This is a genomic window from Micromonospora palythoicola (genome assembly GCF_036689795.1).
Classification (GTDB): domain Bacteria; phylum Actinomycetota; class Actinomycetes; order Mycobacteriales; family Micromonosporaceae; genus Micromonospora; species Micromonospora palythoicola.
Map to the genome: position 1 here is coordinate 133,469 of NZ_JBAGKI010000001.1, position 18,699 is coordinate 152,167.

Annotated in this window: 13 protein-coding genes; 7 read left to right on the top strand and 6 right to left on the bottom strand. The window is 73.2% G+C overall.

Annotated features, from left to right (window positions below):
• The first annotated feature begins 71 nt into the window (after window positions 1-71).
• Together cofD and V5O40_RS00585 are read left to right on the top strand one after the other, a co-directional pair.
• Window positions 72-1,019 (top strand): 2-phospho-L-lactate transferase, encoded by a 948-nt coding sequence (gene cofD / locus V5O40_RS00580; protein ID WP_332903576.1) that lies wholly within the window; start codon window positions 72-74, stop codon window positions 1,017-1,019.
• Window positions 1,016-2,104 carry a coenzyme F420-0:L-glutamate ligase gene (locus tag V5O40_RS00585; RefSeq protein ID WP_332903577.1) on the top strand — a complete coding sequence of 363 codons (1,089 nt, stop codon included), beginning with the start codon at window positions 1,016-1,018 and terminating at the stop codon, window positions 2,102-2,104. Before cofD ends, V5O40_RS00585 begins: the two co-directional genes overlap by 4 nt.
• 12 nt (window positions 2,105-2,116) lie before the next feature.
• Here V5O40_RS00585 and V5O40_RS00590 read toward each other — a convergent pair whose 3' ends face one another.
• Window positions 2,117-3,109 carry an ArsR/SmtB family transcription factor gene (locus V5O40_RS00590; RefSeq protein ID WP_332903578.1) on the bottom strand — a complete coding sequence of 331 codons (993 nt, stop codon included), beginning with the start codon at window positions 3,107-3,109 and terminating at the stop codon, window positions 2,117-2,119.
• A gap of 335 nt (window positions 3,110-3,444) precedes the next feature.
• Between V5O40_RS00590 and V5O40_RS00595 the strand changes: the two genes are divergently transcribed.
• Complete coding sequence (locus V5O40_RS00595; protein ID WP_332903656.1) at window positions 3,445-4,029, top strand: NUDIX hydrolase; 585 nt, start codon at window positions 3,445-3,447, stop codon at window positions 4,027-4,029.
• On the opposite strand, the gene V5O40_RS00600 is transcribed toward V5O40_RS00595, so the two are convergent.
• Together V5O40_RS00600 and V5O40_RS00605 are read right to left on the bottom strand one after the other, a co-directional pair.
• Window positions 3,998-5,089: a mannose-1-phosphate guanylyltransferase gene (locus V5O40_RS00600; protein ID WP_332903579.1), complete on the bottom strand. Its 1,092-nt coding sequence runs from the start codon at window positions 5,087-5,089 to the stop codon at window positions 3,998-4,000. The genes V5O40_RS00595 and V5O40_RS00600 overlap by 32 nt on opposite strands.
• A 49-nt stretch (window positions 5,090-5,138) precedes the next feature.
• Window positions 5,139-6,284: a glycosyltransferase family 4 protein gene (locus tag V5O40_RS00605; RefSeq protein WP_164446048.1), complete on the bottom strand. Its 1,146-nt coding sequence runs from the start codon at window positions 6,282-6,284 to the stop codon at window positions 5,139-5,141.
• A 150-nt stretch (window positions 6,285-6,434) separates the two neighbouring features.
• Here V5O40_RS00605 and V5O40_RS00610 point away from each other — a divergent pair, with 150 nt between their 5' ends.
• Window positions 6,435-7,145 carry a TIGR03089 family protein gene (locus V5O40_RS00610; protein WP_332903580.1) on the top strand — a complete coding sequence of 237 codons (711 nt, stop codon included), beginning with the start codon at window positions 6,435-6,437 and terminating at the stop codon, window positions 7,143-7,145.
• A gap of 238 nt (window positions 7,146-7,383) precedes the next feature.
• Here V5O40_RS00610 and V5O40_RS00615 read toward each other — a convergent pair whose 3' ends face one another.
• Window positions 7,384-9,366 carry an acetoacetate--CoA ligase gene (locus V5O40_RS00615; protein WP_332903581.1) on the bottom strand — a complete coding sequence of 661 codons (1,983 nt, stop codon included), beginning with the start codon at window positions 9,364-9,366 and terminating at the stop codon, window positions 7,384-7,386.
• Window positions 9,367-9,545: 179 nt separating this feature from the next.
• Window positions 9,546-10,067, bottom strand: coding sequence for an acyl-CoA thioesterase (locus V5O40_RS00620; RefSeq protein ID WP_164446051.1), 522 nt, complete (start codon window positions 10,065-10,067; stop codon window positions 9,546-9,548).
• A 23-nt stretch (window positions 10,068-10,090) separates the two neighbouring features.
• On the opposite strand from V5O40_RS00620, the gene V5O40_RS00625 reads away from it, so the two are divergent.
• The gene (locus V5O40_RS00625; RefSeq protein ID WP_332903582.1) at window positions 10,091-10,744 is read left to right on the top strand and encodes a hypothetical protein; all 654 of its coding nucleotides are present in this window, start codon (window positions 10,091-10,093) and stop codon (window positions 10,742-10,744) included.
• Window positions 10,745-10,817: 73 nt separating this feature from the next.
• Here V5O40_RS00625 and V5O40_RS00630 read toward each other — a convergent pair whose 3' ends face one another.
• Window positions 10,818-11,981 carry an acyl-CoA dehydrogenase family protein gene (locus V5O40_RS00630; RefSeq protein ID WP_332903583.1) on the bottom strand — a complete coding sequence of 388 codons (1,164 nt, stop codon included), beginning with the start codon at window positions 11,979-11,981 and terminating at the stop codon, window positions 10,818-10,820.
• 248 nt (window positions 11,982-12,229) lie between these two features.
• On the opposite strand from V5O40_RS00630, the gene V5O40_RS00635 reads away from it, so the two are divergent.
• Together V5O40_RS00635 and V5O40_RS00640 are read left to right on the top strand one after the other, a co-directional pair.
• On the top strand, window positions 12,230-13,657 hold the full coding sequence (locus V5O40_RS00635) for a UDP-glucose dehydrogenase family protein (RefSeq protein WP_269739767.1): 1,428 nt from the start codon (window positions 12,230-12,232) through the stop codon (window positions 13,655-13,657).
• 110 nt (window positions 13,658-13,767) lie between these two features.
• Entirely contained in the window at window positions 13,768-18,696 is a 4,929-nt protein-coding gene (locus V5O40_RS00640) for an SCO7613 C-terminal domain-containing membrane protein (RefSeq protein WP_332903584.1), read from the top strand.
• The last annotated feature ends 3 nt before the right edge of the window (window positions 18,697-18,699 follow it).

Sequence of the window (18,699 nt, forward strand, 5' to 3'; positions counted from 1 at the left end):
AGATGCCGACGTGAGCCTAGTCTCCCGGGGCAGTTGGCCGCCGCAGGCGTCACGTAGGCGAGGATGGGCGGATGCGCATCGTGGTTCTGACCGGCGGAATCGGCGGTGCCCGGTTCCTGCTGGGGGTGCGGGCGTACGCCCGCGAGGTGGGTGCCGAGGTGACCGCCGTGGTCAACGTCGGCGACGACCTACGGCTGCACGGACTCCGGATCTGCCCGGACCTGGACAGCGTGCTGTACACCCTCGGCGGCGGCGCCGACCCGCAGCGGGGCTGGGGACGGGTCGACGAGAGCTGGACGGTCAAGGACGAGCTGGCGGCGTACGGTGCCGAGCCGAGCTGGTTCGGGCTGGGTGACCGGGACATCGCCACCCACCTGGTCCGCACCACGATGCTCGACGCCGGTTATCCGCTGCACCAGGTCACCAAGGCACTGGCGACCCGCTGGCAGCCCGGCGTACGCCTGTTGCCGGCGACCGACGACCGCCTGGAGACGCACGCGGTCGCCGACCTCGACGGCGGCCAGCGGGCGATCCACTTCCAGGAGTGGTGGGTGCGGTACCGGGCACAGGTCCCGACCCACCGGTTCGTCTTCGTCGGAGCGGAGTCGGCGAAGCCGGCACCCGGCGTCACGGAGGCGATCGCCGGAGCCGACGTGCTGCTCGTGGCACCGAGCAACCCGGTGGTCAGCATCGCGCCGATCCTGGCCGTGCCGGGTCTGCGCGAGGCGGTGGCGGACGGCCCCGCCCCGGTGGTGGGCGTTTCACCGATCATCGGTGGCGCACCGGTACGCGGCATGGCCGACCGTTGCCTGGCGGTCGTCGGCGTGGAGTGCAGCGCCGCCGGCGTCGGTGGGCTGTACGGAAGCCGGGCGGGTGGCGGGCTGCTCGACGGCTGGTTGGTGGCCGAGGAGGATGCCGCGACGGTGGTGCCGGACGTGACGGTCCGTGCGGTGCCGCTGCGGATGACCGACGAGGCGGCGACGGCGGCGATGGTCCGCGCCGCGGTGGAGTTGACGTGAGACTGGAGATCCTGCCGGTGCCCGGGATCGGGCACGTGACCGAGGGGGACGACCTCGCGGCCCTGATCGGAAACGCGGCGCCCTGGCTGCGCGACGGTGACGTGCTGGTGGTGACCAGCAAGATCATCTCAAAGGCCGAGGGGCGGCTGGTCGACGTGCCCGCCGACGGCCCGGATCGACAGGCCGTCCGGGACGAGGTGCTCGCGGCGGAGACGGTACGGGTGGTCGCCTCGCGCGGCGCGACCCGGATCGTGCAGACCCGGCACGGCTTCGTGATGGCCGCCGCCGGGATCGACGCCTCGAACGTCGACAAGACCCGGCTGGTGCTGCTGCCGGAGGACCCGGACGCCTCGGCCCGCGCGCTCCGTGCCGGCCTGCGCGACCGGTACGGCGTGGACGTCGCGGTCGTCGTGAGCGACACCATGGGCCGCCCCTGGCGCAACGGGCTGACCGACGTGGCCCTCGGCGTCGCCGGGATGGACGCCATCCGCGACCACCGGGGCGAGGTCGACCCGTACGGCAACGAGCTGGTGCTGACGCAGATGGCGGTGGTCGACGAGCTGGCCGCGGCGGGTGAACTGATCAAGGGCAAGTGCGACCAGGTGCCGGTCGCGGTGATCCGCGGTTACCTGACGCCGCCGCTGTCGGGGGACGGCGAGGGCGCCGGGGTGCTGGTCCGGGACGCCTCGATGGACCTGTTCTCGCTCGGCACCGCCGAGGCGAAGGCGGCCGGTCTGGCGGCTGCCGCCACCCTGCCGGATCACCTGTCGGAAGCCCCACCCGACCCGGCCACCGTCGCGCGGGCGATCGACTCGGTCGCCGACGTGATCGCACCCGGCACGGTCTTCACCCAGGTCACCGACGACGAGGTACGCGCCGCGCTGGCCCCCATCGTGCCGGGCTGGCCGGCCCGCGCGACCGGCCTGGTGCTCTGCTCCCCACCCACCCCGGTGGGCCCGTTCCAACTGGTCCGCTTCGGCACGGACGTGCAACGCCTGCGCACCGCCCTCGCGGCGGCCCACGTCCCCACCCGGCTCCTTCCCCCACCCGGCGGCACCACCGCCGCCGCCACCCTCGCCCTCTGACAGCTGGGCGGGTCAGGCGTTGAGGACGGCGCGGCCGAGCGGGGTGAGGGTGTGCAGGACGGTGTTGCGGTCGCGGTTGCTGACCAGCAGACCCGCGTTCCGCAGCACGCTGGTGTGCTGGCTGGCCGCCGCCGCCGAGATGCGCAGCCGGCGGGCCAGCTCGCCGGTGGTGCAGCCGTCGTCGCTGGCGGCGAGGACCGCCGCGCGGGTACGGCCGAGCAACGCGGCCAGCGCTTCCCGGCCGGTGTCGCCCGCCACGGGCGCGTCCCCGGTCAGTCCGCCCAGCCGGTCGACCGGGTAGACCAGCACCGGCGGTAGTTCCGGGTCGAGCAGCGCGACCGGCGTGTTCGCGCAGAAGAACGACGGCACCAGCAGCAGTCCTCGTCCCTCCAGGTGAAGTTCCCGGCTCCTCGGGTAGGTGGGAATCTCCAGCACGCCCGACTCCCAGCGCAGGCCCGGCCGCAGCGTGGTCAGCAGCCCTTCGACACCCCCGTCGAGCATCGCCCGCGACCGGCGGGCACGATCGGCCTCCACCGCACCCTGGACCCGCGTCCAGTACGGGCCGAGGGCGAGCTGCCGGTAGCGGTCCATCGTCTCGGTCAGGTGGGTCAGGGCCTCCGGCTCACCCCGGGCGATGGCGGCCACCCCGGCGGGCAGGTTCCGGTTGTCGCCGGCGAGCAGCGTGAGGTCGCGTTGCAGCGACGCCACCGGGGTACGCCGCAGCGCCTCCATCCCCGCCTCGAAACCGTGCACGCCCTCGTACGGGGTGAGGAAGTCCGGAAAGTAGCCACGCGGCGGGCTCAAGGTGGAAAGCAGTCGCAGCGCCTCGGCGTCCATCTGCCGACGCAGTCCCCGCGAGACCTCGCGACGCCAGCCGGCGAGCAACGGATCGCGGCTGCGCCCGGGCAGCAGGTGCAGACTCAGCACCACTTCCCAGACCGGATCGGCCGCCGGAGCCACCCGGGTCCGGAGAATGTCCTCGCCGGAGAAATGGATCTTCAGCATGGGTACTCCCACCGCCCGGCGGAGGGGGCACCCGGCGACCTCCGAACTGTACCCGGCCGCCCCGACCTCGGGCAGTTAAGCCTCAGCTGAAAGACCTCGACGGCCGGGACGTGAATCCGCCATGCTTCCCGTGCCACAGGGGGGACCCACGTCGAACGTGTCCGCCCCACTGGTGCCCGAGAGCGGGCGGCACCATACGAGGGTCTGCGGCGCAGCTTCCGCAGGGGGTGCCGCCCGGTCTCCCCGGCACCGGTCCGGCCGCCGCACCAGCTCGTCCACCAGCACCCGTACGCTGGCTCGGACGAGAGGAGCGGCCGTTGTCGACGACCCGAATCATGGACCGATCCGCGGACGGCTGGACGGCGCTGCACGCCGACGCGCTGACGGTGCTCACCGGCTGGACGCCGACCAGCCCCGACGCGGCGGTGGCCCGCGACCGTACCCTCGTCCTGCTCGACGCCGGGCCGGTCGCGATGGACCGCGCACACCGCGCCGGTCACGTCACCGCCAGCGCTCTGGTGTTCGACGCGACCGGCAGCCAGGTGCTGCTCTGCCTGCACGGCAAGTTCCACAAGTGGGTGCAGTTGGGCGGGCACTGTGAGCCCGCCGACCGGACGCTGGCCGGCGCCGCCCTGCGCGAGGCCACCGAGGAGTCGGGCATCGTCGGTCTGCGGATCGATCCGCTGCCGATCGACGTGGACGTGCACCCGGTGGCCTGCCAGGGCGGGTCGCTGCACCACGACGTACGCTTCGCCGTGTTCGCCCCGGTCGGCGCGACGGAACGGGTGAGCGTGGAGTCCGAGGCGCTCGGCTGGTTCCCGCCGGAGCGGTTGCCGCAGCCGTTGGCCGGCGGCACGGCCCGGCTCGTCACACCGGGCCTGGCGGCCTTCAGACGAGCTTCTCCGCACCCCGTCTCTTGAGTTCGTCCACGATCGACTTCACGTCCTGAGCGCGATCGCGCGGGCAGACCAGCAACGCGTCCTCGGTGTCGACCACGATCAGGTCGCGTACGCCGACGGCGGCCACCAGCCGACCGGCCTGCGGCGCCACCACCATGCCGCTGCTGTCGTGCAGCAGCACCTCGGTCTTGGCGTCGCTGGCGAGCACCACGTTGCCGTCCGGGTCCGCCGACAGCACCTCGCCGAGGGTGTGGAAGTCACCCACGTCGTTCCACCGGAAGTCACCGGGAACGGTCGCCACCCGGCCGGCCGCGGCCGCGCCCTCCATCACCGCGTAGTCCACCGAGATCTTCGTCAGCGTGGGCCAGACCGCACCGAGCACGTCGTCCTGTTCGTCGGAGTGCCACGCCGCCGCGATCGTGGTGACCCCGGCGTGCAGGTCGGGCTGCTGACGTGCCAGCTCGGCGAGAAACGCCGACACCCGCCAGACGAACATGCCGGCGTTCCAGAGGTAGTGGCCCGACCGCAGGTACGTATCGGCGACCTCGGCGCTCGGCTTCTCCTTGAACTCGAGCACCGGTCGCATCGGGCCACCGTCGACGGGCTCGCCGGTCCGCAGGTATCCGTAGCCGGTCTCCGGCCGGGTCGGGGTGATCCCGACCGTCATCAGCAGCCCCTGCTCCGCGCCCCGGACGGCCTCGCGGACGGTGTCCACCCACCGCTGCGGATCGCCGATCAGATGGTCGGCGGCGAACGATCCCATGACGGCGTCCGGGTCGCGTACGGCGATCACCGCCGCGGCCAGCGCGATGGCGGCGCAGGAATCCCGTGGCGACGGTTCGACCAGGATGTTCTCCTCCGGCAGACCGGTCAGCTGACGGGCCACGGCCGCGGCGTGCGCGGCCCCGGTGACCACCATGGTGCGTTCGGGGGTGGTCAGCGGCCCCAGCCGCTCGACGGTCGCCTGCAACAACGACGCGGACGTGCCGGTGAACGGGTGCAGGAATTTGGGATGCCCGGCACGGGACAGCGGCCACAACCTTGTGCCGCTGCCACCGGCCGGAATGACGACATAGATCACCAGGACATCATGCCCGAACCGCCCGGACCGGGCGTCTCGGTTGCCGGCCTCAGGCCCGCGCCCTGGTCCACGCCGCGATGTGCACCTCGGCGCTGGACCCCCAGGTGAACTCCTTCGCCCGATCGAACCCGGCCTTGGCCAGCGACAACCGGCGTGGTTCGTCGTCGAGCAGCGCGGCCAGGTCGGCGGCGATCTGATCCGGATCCTCGCTGGTGTAGGCCACCGCGTCGCCACCGACCTCCGGCAGCGACAGCCGGGGGGTGGTGAGCACCGGGGCGGCGCACGCCATCGCCTCCAGGATGGGCAACCCGAACCCCTCACCGTAGGAGGGGTACGCGGCCACCAGCGCCCCGCCGAGGAAGCCGGGCAGGTCGCCGTAGCGCAGGTAGCCGGGACGCAGCAGCCGCAGGTGCGAGGGCACCTCGGCCACCGCGCGGTCGATATCGTCGTCGTGGCCCTGTCCGCCGGCCACCACGAGTGCCGGCGGGTCCGGCCGCTCGGCGACCGCCCGGGCCCAGCCACGGATCAGGTTCGGCACGTTCTTGCGCGGCTCCTTGGCGCCGAGGAACGCGACGTAACTGCTGCCGCCCAGCCCCAGGCGGGCCCGGACCCGGGCCTTCTCCTCGTCGCCGGGCGCGTGGAAGGCCTCGTGGTCCACCCCGTGGTAGGCCACGTCGATGCGGGTGGGGTCGGCGTCCAACAGGCGGATCAGTTCGTCGCGGGTCGCCTTGCTGGGCACGATCACCCGGTTCGCGCGCCGCAACGAGGTCTTGATCGCGCTACGGAAGAACGTCCGGCGGGACTTGTCGTAGTGCTCCGGCTCGGTGAAGAACGTCGCGTCGTGCACCGTCACGGTGACCGGACAGCCGGCCCGCAGCGGGCAGGTGTAGAAGGGCGAGTGCAGCACCTCCGCGCCGACCTGCTGGGCGAGCAGGGGCAGGCCGGTCTGCTCCCAGGCGAGCCGGGCCGGCCGGTGCGCCACCGCGGCCGGCGCCGGAATGATCTCCGCGCCGGGCAGCTTCCGCCGGTAACGCTCCAGGTCGGTGCGGAGGCTGACCACCACCAGGTCCACCGCCGATCCGCACACCTTGCCGAGGGCGCCGAGCAGGCCATCGACGTATCTACCGACGCCGCCGCGATCGGCGGGAACACTCGTGGCGTCGATGAGCACGCGGGGCGGGCGACCGGCGGTCACGGGGCGACTCCTTGCGGTGGCGGGACTGTGGGGAACGACACTCCGGCAAGCCTACGCCGGAGCCGGGCACGGACGCTGACTGCGACCCGACGGTACGCCGACTTGTCGCTGTCATCGAGTACGGCCGCCGGGCGCGTATCGTTCGCGCCGATGGCTGACAACATTGCCCGGGTGTTCGCCGACGCGGTCGCGACCGACCCGAACCGCCCCCTGCTGACCTGGTACGACGACGCCACCGGCGAGCGCACCGAGCTTTCCGGAGCGACGCTGGCGAACTGGGTGGCCAAGACGGCGAACCTGCTCGTCGACGAGCTGGCCCTCGGGCCGGGTGGCACTGCGGCGGTGCTGCTGCCGCCGCACTGGCAGAGCGCCGCGGTGCTGCTCGGGTGCTGGTCGGCCGGGCTGACGGCGCGTCCGGCCGGTCTGCCGGTCGCCGACCGGCCGGGCGAGGTGGACGTGCTGTTCGCCACCGTCGACGGCGTCGCCGAGGCCGACGCCTGGTCGGCGGCCGACCGCTACGCGCTCGCGTTGCACCCGTTCGCGCTGCCGCTGCCGGAGGTGCCGGCGGGCTTCGCCGACTACGTCACCGAGGTACGCGCGCACGGCGACCACTTCACGGCGTACCCGCCCGGCGGGCCGGAGCACACCGCGCTGCGCGCCCGGGTCACCACCCGCGCCGCCGAACTCGGCATCTCCGCGGGTGACCGGCTCCTCGTGGACGTCGACCGGCACCCGGACCCGCTCGACTGGCTGCTTGCCCCGCTCAGCGTCGGCGCCACCCTGGTGCTCTGCGCCCACCCGGACCAGGCCCGCCTGGCCGACCGTCGCTCGACGGAACGCGTCACCCGCGCCCTGACCTGACTTGCCCCGCCCAGCTCTGCCCCGCCCAGCTCTGCCCTCACTGCCCGGCCCTGACCCGCCCAGCTCTGCCCTCACTGCCCGGCTCTGACCCGCTCGCCCCGGCCCGGGCCTGCTCGCCCCGACCCGAACCGGCCCGGTCTACCCAGCCCGGCCTGCCTGGCCGGCCCGCCCGGCCTGAGCCGTCGCCAGCTGGGCGGTGCTGGAGGCTCGGGTCGAAAGGTCGGCGTCTCGGGTCGGGTCAGGTGGCGGGGCGGTCCGGGGTGCGGTGTCGGGCCAGGGTGGCGAAGGCGGTCAGGGAGTCCGGGTTGGCCAGGGCGCCCTTGGCCGCCGCCTGGTCGACCGGAGTTCCGGTGAGGATCTTCTTGACCGGCACCTCGAGCTTCTTCGCCGACAGGGTGCGTGGCACCGCGCGGACCTGGTGGATCTCGTCGGGTACGTGCCGGGGCGACAACGCGGTACGCAACTCGCGGCAGATCGTCCGGCGCAACTCGTCGTCAAGGCTCACTCCCTCGGCGAGCACCACGAACAGCAGCAGCTCACCGGCGCCGCCCTCGTCGTCCTCCAGGTGCACCACCACCGAGTCGACGACCTCGTCCAGCCCTTCCACGACGGAGTAGAACTCGGCGGTGCCGAGGCGTACGCCGCCCCGGTTGAGGGTGGCGTCGGAGCGACCGGTGATGACACACCCGCCCCGGGAGTTGATGGTGATCCAGTCCCCGTGCCGCCACACCCCCGGATAGACGTCGAAGTACGCCTCCCGGTAGCGGGCTCCGTCCGGATCGTTCCAGAAACCCACCGGCATGCTCGGCATCGGTTCGGTGATCACCAGCTCGCCCAGCTCCCCGATGACGGGAGTGCCGTCCGGCGAGCGGGCCTCCACCTTGGCGCCCAGGGCACGGCAGGCGATCTCACCGGCGTGCACCGGCAGCAGCGGCACGCCGCCGACGAAACCGGTGCAGACGTCGGTGCCGCCGGACAGCGACTGGAGCTGAAGGCCGTCGCCGACCGTGTCGTACACCCAGGTGAAGCCCTCGGCGGGCAGTGGCGCGCCGGTGGAGCCGAGGCCGCGCAGCGCGGAGAGGTCGGCGATCTCGCGGGGGACCAGCCCGGCCTTGCGACAGGCCAGCAGGAACGGCGCCGAGGTGCCGAAGTACGTGGTGCCGGTCTGCTCCGCCAGCCGCCACAGGGCACCCAGGTCGGGATGGCCGGGGTTGCCGTCGAACAGCACGATGGCCGCGCCCACCGCCGGCCCGGAGACCAGGAAGTTCCACATCATCCAGCCGGTGGTGGTGAACCAGAAGAACCGGTCCGCCGGGCCGAGGTCGTGGTGCAGGGCGAGCATCTTCAGGTGCTCCAGCAGGATGCCGCCGTGTCCGTGCACGATCGGCTTGGGCAGGCCCGTGGTGCCGGAGGAGTAGAGCACGTACAGCGGGTGGTCGAACGGCACCGGGGTGAAGGCCAGCGGTTCGTCGGTATCGGCCGCCAACTCCGCCCAGGCGAGTGTGTCCGCAGCCGGCGAACCGTCGGGGTCGAGGTAGGGGATCGACACGGTGTGCCGCAGCGACGGCAGCGCGGCCCGGATCGCGGCCACCTCGGCGCGCCGGTCGACCGGCTTGTCGCCGTAGCGGTACCCGTCCACGGCGACCAGGACCTTCGGCTCGATCTGCTGCCACCGGTCGGTGACGCTGCGGGTGCCGAACTCCGGCGCACAGGACGAGAAGACGGCGCCGAGGCTCGCGGTCGCCAACATCAGCACGTACGTCTCGGGGATGTTCGGCGCGTACCCGGCCACCCGGTCGCCGGTGGTGACGCCGAGCCGGCGCAGTCCGGCGGCGACCCGGCGGACCTGCTCGCGCAACTGCCCGGCGGTCAGGGTGACCGGCGGCCGGGTCTGCCCGTGCGCCACGACCACGGGCTCGTCGTCGGCCCGGCCCGGCATCCGCAGCACGTTCTCGGCGTAGTTGAGGGTGGCGCCGGGGAACCACCGGGTGCCCGGCATGTGCCGGTCGGTCAGGGTGGCGGTCGGCGGGGTGTGCGCGACGACGCCGAAGTGGTCCCAGATCGACCGCCAGAAGGCGTCCAGGTCGGTGACCGACCATCGCCACAGCGCGTCGTAGTCGGCGAACGTCAGCCCCCGGTGCTCGGCGAGCCAACGCAGGTAAGCCCCGATCCGGGACCGCTGGAGCACGTCCGCCGGTGGCGTCCACAGCACGTCCGTCACTGGTCCACTCCTCCCCTGGCCCGGCACGACGCTGTGCGGTGGGCCGTGGCGCCATCTTGCCCTACCTCGAAGCGCCATTGTCCGCACCCGACCCGCGCAGGCGCATGTGCCCGCCCCACACCCCCTCGACCCGGGCAGTGTGGGCGGGACGCAGGAAGCGCCGTCGGCGGCCGGAGCGGTCAGGGTTCGCTGCGGGCCGCCTGGATGGCCTGGCGGCGGGCCAGCCGGTGGGCGCGGCGGATCTCCGCCTCACGCCAGCGCCGCTCGTCCTCCGGCGTCTCCGGCAACACCGGACGCACCGGTCGGGGCGCGCCGCCCACCTCGACCCCGACGAAGACGAGGTACGCGGTGGCCACCCGCACCGGTACCTCGTCGGCCGAGTCCCAGCGCTCGGCCATCACCCGGACGCCGACCTCCATCGAGGTCTGCCCGGTCCAGTTCACCTGGGCGTACGCGTGCACCAGGTCGCCCACCCGGACCGCCTCCGAGAAGACGATCTCGTCGATCGCGGCGGTCACCGCCGTGCCACCGCTGTGCCGCGCCGCCGCCGCGCCGGCCACGTCGTCGACGAACTTCATCAGCACCCCGCCGTGCACCGTTCCGTACAGGTTCACATCCACCGCGGTCATGATCCGGCTGAGGGTTACCCGGGAGTACGAGGTCGGCTTGCCCGGCAGGGCGGTGGCGGGGTGCTCGGTCATGTCGGAAACGGTACGGTGCGCGGATGCGACATCTGTGGAGCTTCCTCGCAGGGCTGGTGGTGGTGCCGGTCACCTGGGTGCTGGTCACCCTCGGTCAGGACGGGTCGGCCGACACCGTCAACCGGTGGGTGGAGATCGGCACCGCCAACACGGCGAATCTCATCGAGCCGGCCGTGTACCTCGCTGTCGGTGGCATCGTGCTGGGCCTGCTCGGCACGCTACGCATCTCACCGCTCGGTCCGCTGGTGGCCGGGCTGCTGCTGGTCACCCCGTACGTCGGACTGTTCGTCTCGCCCTTCCGGGTACGCGAGCGCATCCCGTCCGACTGGAAGTTTCTCGGCGACCCGCTGCCGCTGGGGCTGCCGGTGGAGAACGGCACGCTCTTCCTGATCGGCATGCTGCTGCTGGTCGCGACGTTCAGCGGGCAACGGTGGCGGCGGTGGCCGGTCGCGGTGCCGCAGCCGGAGCCGGGGACCCCCGACATGCCGGCACCAGACCAGACGTTGACCGACTGGTCACCGGGCCCGTCGGCGGAACGGGACACCGCGCCGCTGAGCCTGGGCTACCCGGACCCGGACCCGACACCGACCGAGCCGCTGCCCCGGCGTACCGGAGGTGGGTCGCCCTGGTCGGCACCGCCGGGCAACCTGCCCCGACGCGACGACGCCACCAGCTGACCCGACAGATACGGATCGGCACCTCCGCCCGGCAACCGCGCGGGCGGAGGTGCCGACAGCCGTCGTCGGAGTGTCAGTCCTTGAGCAACTGCCGGGCCATCACGATGCGCTGCACCTGGTTCGTGCCCTCGTAGATCTGGGTGATCTTGGCGTCCCGCATCATCCGCTCGACGGGGTAGTCACGGGTGTAGCCGTAGCCGCCGAGCAACTGCACCGCGTCGGTGGTGATCTCCATCGCGGCGTCCGAGGCGAAGCACTTGGCCGCCGCGCCGAAGTAGGTCAGATCGGCGTCGCCGCGCTCGGACCGGCCGGCCGCCGCGTACGTCAGCTGCCGGGCCGCCTCCAGCTTCATGCCCATGTCGGCGAGCATGAACTGCACGCCCTGGAACTCGGCGACCGCCCGGCCGAACTGCTTGCGCTCGGCGACGTACCCCTTGGCGTAGTCGAGCGCACCCTGCGCGATGCCCACCGCCTGCGCGGCGATGGTGACCCGGGTGTGGTCCAGGGTCTTCATCGCGGTGGCGAAGCCGGTGCCCTCGGCGCCGATCATCCGGTCCGCCGGGATCCGGACGTTGTCCAGGTAGACCTCGCGGGTCGGCGACCCCTTGATGCCCAGCTTCTTCTCCGGCGCGCCGAAGCTCACCCCCGGATCCGACTTCTCGACCACGAAGGCGGAGATGCCCCGGGAGCGGGCGGCGGGGTCGGTCGTCGCGAAGACGGTGTAGAACTCCGAGACACCGGCGTTGGTGATCCAACGCTTCACCCCGTTGAGCACCCAGTGGTCGCCGTCACGTACCGCCCGGGTGGTCATCGCCGCCGCGTCGCTGCCGGCCTCCGGCTCGGAGAGGCAGTACGAGAACATCGCCTCGCCGGCGGCGACCGGCGTCAGGTAGCGGCGCTTGAGATCGTCGGATCCGGCCAGCAGCAGCGGCATCGTGCCCAGCTTGTTCACCGCCGGGATCAACGAGGAGGAGGCGCAGGCCCGAGCGACCTCCTCGATCACGATCGCCGTGGCCAGCGCGTCCGCACCCGCCCCGCCGTACTCGACCGGGATGTGCGGTGCGTGGAAGTCGGCGGCACGTAGCGCGTCGTACGACGCCTTCGGGAACTCACCGGTCTCATCCGCCTCGGCGGCGTGCGGAGCCACCTTCGCCGCACAGACCTCACGGACCGCTTCCCGGATCGCCTCGTGCTCCTCCGGCAGGCGGTACGCGTCGAACGACTGTTCTGCGGCCATGTCGGCCCCTCCCCTTCACCGCTATCATGCGCAGTCTGTAACGTCGGCTGGACGCCCACCACGCAGACTGAAGGATAACGACCACAGTTCAGGTGATGTTACCGGCGCGTAGGCTGGGCCATGACGAAGCTCCGACGCCGCTCGGCGATGATGGAACCCAGCAGACGACCCACCCCTGCGGTGCCCACCTGGCGCCGTGGCGGAACGCGACGCAGCCACGCGGCGCCAGTGCGAGCGGAGAGACAGGCGTGACCATCCCGTACCCGAACACCCAGCCGGTGCCCGCCATCGCGGCGGTCACACCCCCCTCGGGTGCCTCCCGGCCCCGGGTGACCTTCCTGGGCACCGGCTACCTTGGCGCGACCTATGCCATCTGTTACGCCGAACTCGGCTACGAGGTGCTCGGCTTCGACGTCGACGCGGACAAGATCGCGAAGCTGAACGCGGGCGAGGTGCCGATCCACGAGCCCGGGCTCGACGAACTGCTGCGGCGCAACCTCGCCGCCGGCCGGCTGCGCTTCAGCACCGACATCGCCGAGACCGCCGACTTCGGTGACGTGCACTTCATCTGCGTCGGCACCCCCCAGCGGGCCGACGGGATGGGCGCCGACCTGTCGTACGTCGAGGCGTCGGTCACCGGCCTGGCCCAGCACCTGACCCGCAAGGCGCTGATCGTCGGCAAGTCCACCGTCCCGGTCGGCACCGCCGAGTGGGTGGAGCAGCTCGTCGGCAAGCACAGTCCGGCCGACCTCGGCGTCGAGGTCGCCTGGAGCCCCGAGTTCCTCCAGGAGGGCTTCGCCGTCGACGACGTGCTGCGCCCCAACCGCATCGTCGTCGGGGTCAAGAGCGAGTGGGCCAACGGCATGCTCTACGCCGCCCACAAGGGCGTGTTCGATCTCGCCGCCACCGAGGACCGGGAAGTACCGCTGGTCGTCACCGACTTCGCCACCGCCGAACTGGTCAAGGTCGCCGCGAACGCCTTCCTGGCCACCAAGATCTCCTTCATCAACGCGATGGCCGAGGTCTGCGAGGCCTCCGGCGGCGACGTCACCCAGCTCGCCAAGGCCATCGGCTACGACCCCCGCATCGGCAACCGCTTCCTCCAGGCCGGTCTCGGCTTCGGCGGTGCCTGCCTGCCCAAGGACATCCGCGCCTTCCAGGCCCGGGCCCAGGAACTCGGAGCCGGCGAAGCCCTCCGCTTCCTGCACGAGGTCGACCTGATCAACCTGCGTCGCCGTACCCGCGTCCTCAACCTCGCCGCCGACCTGCTCGGCCGCCGCTCCGGCCCCGCCGGCCCCGACCTGTCCGGCACCCGCGTCGCCGTCCTCGGCGCCACCTTCAAACCCAACACCGACGACGTACGCGACGCCCCCGCCCTGGCCGTCGCCGCCCTGTTGCACAAGGCCGGCGCCGATGTCCACGTCTACGACCCCGAGGGCATGGAGAACGCCCGCCGCGCGGTGCCGGAACTCACCTACGAACCCGACATCAGCACTGCGGTCACCGACGCCGACCTGGTCTGCGTCCTCACCGAGTGGGCCGACTTCCGCAACGCCGACCCCGGCCTCCTCGGCGACCTCGTCGCCGGCCGCCGCATCGTCGACGCCCGCAACTGCCTCGACCCGGCACTGTGGACCCAGGCCGGCTGGGAGTACCGGGGCATGGGGCGTCCGTGATCCCACCGTTTGGTGATGTTGGCGGTTGACCCGCCGACAACTGTCGAATTCCCGGCCCGCTTTGGGCATGCTGCGACAGTGGGATTCCACAGTGCGGGTGGAGGGGTGTCGTGGCGAGCTTTCAGTGCCCTTCGTGCGGCCGGGAGATCAAACCGGCGGTTCGCTGCCCGCACTGCGGTGCGCACCAGCCACAATGGGCCGAGCACCTGGCGGACATCGAACGATCCATCGCGGAGTTGAAGGCCCGCGAGGCCGCCATCGCCCGCGAACAACGGCAGCTCGCCGCGAAGATGCAGGCCGCGCTCTTCCAGCGGGACATTCTCTCGCACGCCGGCAGCCAGGGCGACGAGCGCCTCCGGCAGGCCACCCGCCCCCGGCGCGTACTCCGTCGCCGGCCGCCGCGACGCTCCGCCTCCGAGGATGCCTCGCCGCCGCGCGACGGCGCACCCCCGCCGCCCCGGGTACCCCGGCAGGGCGCCGCCGGCACCCAGGGGCCGCCGCCACCGACCGAACCGGTCTGGCTGGACGCCGACGATCCTGAGCATCCGCCCGAGGCCTCTTCCCGGGAGGTCCAGAACATCCCGCTCGGTCTCGGTGCGCTGCTGCTCGGCGTCGCCGCCGTGGTGTTCGCCGTGGTCGCCACCAGCTCGATGGACGCGCTGGCCCGGCTGGGCATTCTGCTGCTCGCGACGGTGCTCATGCTGCTCGCCCCGCCGGTGCTGGTCCGGCGCGGGCTGACCTCCACGGCCGAGACCATCGCCGCCGTCGGTCTGCTCCTGGTGCCCCTCGCCGGGTACGCGTTGTGGGCCGTGGACCGGATCGGCGGCGGCGGCGCCTCCGGTGCCGTCTTCGCCGGTGTGATCTTCGCGGTCACCGCCGCCGTCTCGGTCGGCTACGCCGGGTGGACCAGGCTGCGCGCACCCCGGTTCGCCAGCGTGCTGGCCGCCCAGCCGGTGGTGCCACTGCTCGCGTACGACCGGATCACCGGTCCGGCGGGCTGGGCGCTGGTGCTGACCGTGGTGGCGCTGCTCGACCTGTGGCTGGCCCGCTCGCCGGTCACCGTGGAGCAGCCGGTCACCGACGGCCCGGCCAGCTCCGGCCGGTCGGGTGCCCCCCGGCAACGGTCGGCTGAGCAGAGCCAGGTTGACGGTAGGCCGGAGGCGGCGCCGGAGGAGAGCGGCGAACTGCTGGATCCCATCGGCGGCAGCGCGACCGCGCCGGCCCGACCGGTGCCGGGGTTGCGGGAACTGACCTGGGTGCTGCACGGGGTGGCGGTCGCCCTCGCCCTGGCGTACGCGGTGACCGCCCTGCTGCGGACCACCACCGTGCCGGGCGCGACCGGCGCGGGCCTGGTGCTGCTCCTCGCCGCCGCCGTCTGCCTGGCCGGGACGCTTGTGCTCCGCCGCCCACCCCTGCCCGACCTGGGCGCGGGTGTGTTCACCCTCGCCGTCATCGGCGCCCTGGGGCGGATCGCCTCGGTGGCGCTCCCCGGCCGAGCCCTGCTGTTGATCGCCCTGGTCATCACGGTCACCGGTCTCGCGGTCCGGGCGGTACCCGAGTCCGCCCGCCGGGGACCACAACTCGCCTCCGCGGTGGCGCTCACGGTCAGCGGGGTGGTGGTCGCCGGCAGTGCGCTGCGTGCCGGCATCGCCCCGATCGAGGCGGCGCTGCCGGCCTGGGCGGCGGACCTCGACCGGTACCCGGCCGAACTGGCCGCCGCCGTGGGACCGGCCGCGTGGCAGCTCGCGGCCAGCGCCTTCCTGCTGACCGTGGCCGCGGTGCTGGCCCTACCGCCGGAGATCCGCCGCGAGTTCGCGGTGACCGGTGCCGCGCTCACCGCGCTGGCCGTACCGGCCTCCTTCGGGCTGGCCTGGACGTACGCGCCGTGGCCGATGGTGCTGACCGCGATCGGCATCGGGGCGGCCGGCCTCTCCGCTCGTACCCCCCGCGCCGCGTTGGCGCACGCGGTGACCGCCGCCACGGTCGGGCTGGCCGGTGCCGGCGCGGCCCTCGCCCGGCCGGCGTTGACCGCTGCCGTGCTGCTCACCCTCGTCGTGGCCGGCACGCTGATCGCCGCCGCTCCCCGGATCCGGCTCGCCCCGGCGGCGGCGGACACCGTCTCGGCCTGGGCCGCCGGAGGTGCCGCCTTCGCGCTGCCCGGAGCGGTGGCCGCCTTCGTGGCGGCGACCCTGCCGGTGGATGACACGCCGACTCCGGCGAGCCTGCGCGAGGCGACCGTGCCGGTGCTCGCGGCGAGCTTCCTCGCCGTGTGTGTCACGCTCGGTTACGCCGCCCTGGTGCAGGTGTCGCAGCGCCAGATCCCGGTCCCGCTGTCGGTGGGCACCGGCCTGGGCGCGTTGCTGGTCGCCGCGGCCGGATTCGGCGCACCGGGGGCCACCGTGGCGGATGCCTGGGTCGGCGCGCTGCTGCTGGTCGCCGCGGTACTCCTCTTCCTGGCTCCCTCGATCGACACCGGCCGCCGTTCCGATCTCACCCTCGACGGCTCCGACCTGGCGACCGCCGCGGTGACCGCCGCGCTGGTCGCCACCCTGCTGCGGATCGGCACGGTGCTGGCGCCGAGCGGGCAGCTCGCCGTCGCCGCCGCGCTGGTCCTGGTCGTCGCCGTGGCGGCCCGGGCGATGCCCGAGCAGTGGCGTCGTGGGCCGGTGCTCGGCCTCACCATCGGTGGCCTGCTGATCGGGCTGCTGGCCGGCTGGATGGCGCTGCGCGGTGGCGTCGGTGTGCTGGCCACTCCCGGCCCGATCTGGAACGGCGACCTCAGCGGTTGGCCGGCCGCGCCCACCGGCGGCACGACCTGGCAGGGCCCGATCGCCCTGGTGCTGCTCGCAATCGCGGCGGGGATTCTGCTGCCGCCACCCTGGCGCTACGACGTGGCCGGCGTGGCGGTGGTGCTCGCCACCATCGGCGCTCCCGCCGCGTTCGAGCTTGCCTGGTGGTCGCCGGTCCTGATCGGCGGCATGGTCGCCACCATCTTCGGGATGGCCGCGGTCGCCACGATCGATCCCCGGGCCGCGCTGTCCCGCATCACGGTGGCCGGGGTGGTCGCGTTGCACGCGGCCGGTGCCGGCCTCGTACGGCCGTGGACGACCGCACTTGCCCTGGGCAGCATCGTGCTGATCGGCGCGGTGGTTGCCGCGCTGGCCCGTAACCTGGCCGAGCCGCTCGTCGAGGACATCGAGGCGGAGGGCATGCCGCCGCACCTGGCGCAGATCGGTGGTGCGGCTGTGGGCGCGGCGCTGTTGGCGTTGCCGGGTGCCGTCGCCGCCCTCGCCGTCGAGTTCGGCCACGCCCCGCAGGTGGTGCTCACCGCCGGCCTGGCCGCATCCAGTCTCGGCCTGGCCGCGGTGGCGGCGGCCCGTCGGCAGGTTCCCCAGTACCTGCCCTGGGCCAGCGCCGGGGTGGTCGGCGGAGCCAGCGTGACCGCGCTCGCCGCCGTCCCGATCGCCGTGCCCGTCGGTGTCTACGCCGCTGCGGCGGCACTGCTCGGTGTGCTCGCCGAACTGGTACGCGGGGCGACCGAGCCGCCGGCCGGCGCGGCCCAACCGGTGCGCCGCTGGACCGTGCTGCTGGACGGGGCGCTGCGCCGACTGCCCGATGACGACCGGCGCCGGTGGCGGGTGAGCCCGGCCGCCGGTGCGCTGGCCGCCGCCGCCGTGCCGACCGTCCTGGCCCTGGTATCCATCGCACCAGCGCTGATCGCGGCCCTCGTCGACCCGCATCGCACCGTCGGCCGGATCTGGCAGGGGCCACCGGCGGTCCTGCTCGATCCGCCGCCGGCAGCGGTCAACCCGACCCATGTGCTCACCGCGTTGCTGCTCACCGCGACGGCGGCCCTGGCCGCGACCGGGTTCAGTGGCGGTCGCCGGTCCCGGGCCGTGCCGGTGGTGCTGCCCGGCGCCGCCGTCACCCTGCTCATCGCCCCGATCGCGCTGGGCGGCGGCTGGCCGACGAGCACCCTGTCGGCGCTGGCGGTGTTCACCATCTCGATGCTGGGGCTGGCGCTGACACCACCGCCGGCGCTGGTGGAACGGGCCCGTTCGTTGCGACTGGCCCGGGTGCTGGTCTTCCTGATCGGGCTGGCGGCGGGCGGGGCCGGGCTCGCCGGCAGCCTCGCCACCCGGGAGCTGACCCTGTTCACGCTCGGTGGTGCGGTCGGGGTCGGGCTGGTGGCCGCCCTCTACGGCCTCACCTCCCGGGCCCGGCTGCTCGGCTGGCTGTTCGCCTCGCTGATGGCGCAACTGTTCGTGCTCACCGCCGGTCTGGTGGCCGGGCTCGCCCCGGTCTGGTCGGCGTTCGGGGTGCTGGCGGTCGGCGCGGCGTTGCAGGTCTTCTCCGCCACTCTGCCCCGGCTGCGCCGTCCGGAGGCACGTCGCGAGGCGGCGACCGTGGAGTGGAGCGGCCACGCCGCCGCGCTGATCGCACTGGCGCTGGCGTTCGACTCACCTCGGCACATCGCCGCGCTGCTCGCCGCCTGGGGTGCGGTCCTCGGTCTCGCGGCGACCCGGCCGGGCCGGCGGCCGGCGGAGCGACGGGTCCTGTTCTGGGCGGTGGTGCTCTGCGAGATCACCGCCTGGTGGATCCTGATGCGGGTCGCCGAGGTGGCCCTGCCCGAGGCGTACACGCTGCCGCTCGCCGCGCTGGCTCTGCTGGTCGGAGTGCTCGAGCTACGGCAGCGCACCGACCTGAGCAGCTGGGTGGCGTACGGACCGGCGCTACTGGCCGCCTTCGTGCCGACCCTGGCGATCGTGCTGGCCACCGATTCGAGCACCATGCGCCAGGTGCTGCTGCTCCTCGGCGCGGTCGCGGTGCTGGTCTTCGGCTCGATGACCCAGCAGCAGGCACCGGTCATCGTCGGTGCGGTGGTCACCGCCATCGCGGCGGTGCACGCGCTGTTCAGCCTCGGACCGTGGCTGGCGCTGATCCCGGTCGGCTTCCTGCTGCTGATCCTCGGCGCCAGCAACGAACGCCGACGCCGCGCCCAGGAGCGCCTTCAGACCGCGCTTCGCGGCATGCGCTGAGGC